We start from the raw sequence: 1617 nt of genomic DNA on the forward strand, positions 1-1617 counted from the left end.
AAAAGATTCAAAGTTAGACCTACTGTAATTATTTAAAGCAAATGGGTATAATCTTTATACATAATATGTGTCATAATGTTTTCATTTTGTTCAGCAACTAGAGTAAAAAACGCTCTAGTTTTATTTTTTAACAGGTAGCTTAATTAGACATTATAAAAATATTGTCTAAATTTTATAGACTATAATGGTGCTAAAGTACTAGGAGCAATACCAGCAGCTGTGTCATGTACTGGGCCATATAAAAAAATAAGGAAATCCGATAAATAGTAAATGTGTTATATCAGACTTCCTTATTTTATGATGTTCTGCTTTACGAGTGATCATGACTTTGTTTGTAACTATTTATCAATGTTGTATTTTTCAGTTAATATTTGCTTTTTTCTTTTATATTCTTCTTCACTTATTTCGCCAGATGCTAATTTTTCATTCAGTATTTCAATTGGTTTTCTATTATGTCGATAACTGCTGCTATCATTAAATGATTTCATGAAAAATACTACTATAGCGATTATAAGTAAAAAACATACAATCATTATAGGCATCATTCCCCATCCCCAATATCCATACCTCATGTTAATCCCTCCTAAAATTCTTGTTCAATCTATTATCTATTTTTACAAATAGAATGCCTTATTATACTTGCTTTACTAATTCTTGAATTTATTACATAACTTCTTTTTTCAATTGTTCTTTTGTTAGTTTATATAAAATAACAGCAGTAAAAGCTATGAAGCTTGTTTCTATGAAAAGTAATACTTTTTATAGAAGGACAAAAGAATACGAATTTAGGAAGATGAAAAATAAACAGTAGACAAGAATCTTACTATTTGTTAATTTTAGGATTGCTTATTCTGTTTTTTTGTTCCATTACTACATACCTGCCATTTTTCTGCATTCATCTGCACACATACGGCACTGATCTGCACATTTTTGACAATGGTCATCTTTGAACATATCACATTCCTTTGCACACGCATCGCAAATAGTAGCACAAATTTTGCAATGTTCTTTTGCAAATTGCCCATTCATTGACATAAGTGCTGTTGACATTTCGCACATCTTTGCACACTCAACAAGCATTTTTATGCAGCTTCTTCTTGCATCTAAATCAGGCTCATTAATACAAGCTTCGAAACATTCATAACATGCTTGAGCACATTTTGTGCAGGCATCTATACATGCCTGATATTTGTTTGTTACCATAGTTGCTACACCCATTTAAAACACTCCTTTTGGTTTATTATTTTCACGAATTTTATTGTGTGCAAAAAAACTATTATTATACCTAAAAGAAATGTCAATTCATTTTGGGTATTTTTGCCCATCCCTCCGAAAAGGGGGAATAAGAAAGTTATTCATCTGTATTAGTTATTGTATTTAGACACTACAAATTTATTGTCTAAATGAAATAAGATATTGAATACACATTTTCAAATTATAGAACCTACTTTGCAGTACATGACACGGATGCTCCCATTACCACATGGCCATCAAGCTAAGACACGAGAATAATGAATTAAACCAGTTGGTGTAAGAGATTACTCTTAAGCCCCTAAATAGGTTTGGACAATTACATCTGTATTTATTATAATGTAGAAAGTGATTGGAGGTAAACTA

Annotated in this window: 2 protein-coding genes; both read right to left on the minus strand. The window is 30.3% G+C overall.

Annotated features, from left to right (window positions below):
• Positions 1-338: 338 nt before the first annotated feature.
• Positions 339-572 (minus strand): SHOCT domain-containing protein, encoded by a 234-nt coding sequence (locus tag ACJDU8_RS25410; protein WP_406794977.1) that lies wholly within the window; start codon positions 570-572, stop codon positions 339-341.
• A 298-nt stretch (positions 573-870) separates the two neighbouring features.
• Positions 871-1218: a four-helix bundle copper-binding protein gene (locus tag ACJDU8_RS25415; RefSeq protein WP_406794978.1), complete on the minus strand. Its 348-nt coding sequence runs from the start codon at positions 1216-1218 to the stop codon at positions 871-873.
• Between the last annotated feature and the right edge of the window lie 399 nt (positions 1219-1617).

Origin of the sequence: Candidatus Clostridium eludens (assembly GCF_045310515.1) — a bacterium.
GTDB lineage: Bacteria > Bacillota > Clostridia > Clostridiales > Clostridiaceae > Clostridium_B > Clostridium_B eludens.

Bases quoted from the DNA above. Each gene is read 5' to 3' on its own strand.
- ACJDU8_RS25410 (WP_406794977.1), bottom strand. From the start codon at position 572: ATGAGGTATGGATATTGGGGATGGGGAATGATGCCTATAATGATTGTA.
- ACJDU8_RS25415 (WP_406794978.1), bottom strand. From the start codon at position 1,218: ATGGGTGTAGCAACTATGGTAACAAACAAATATCAGGCATGTATAGAT.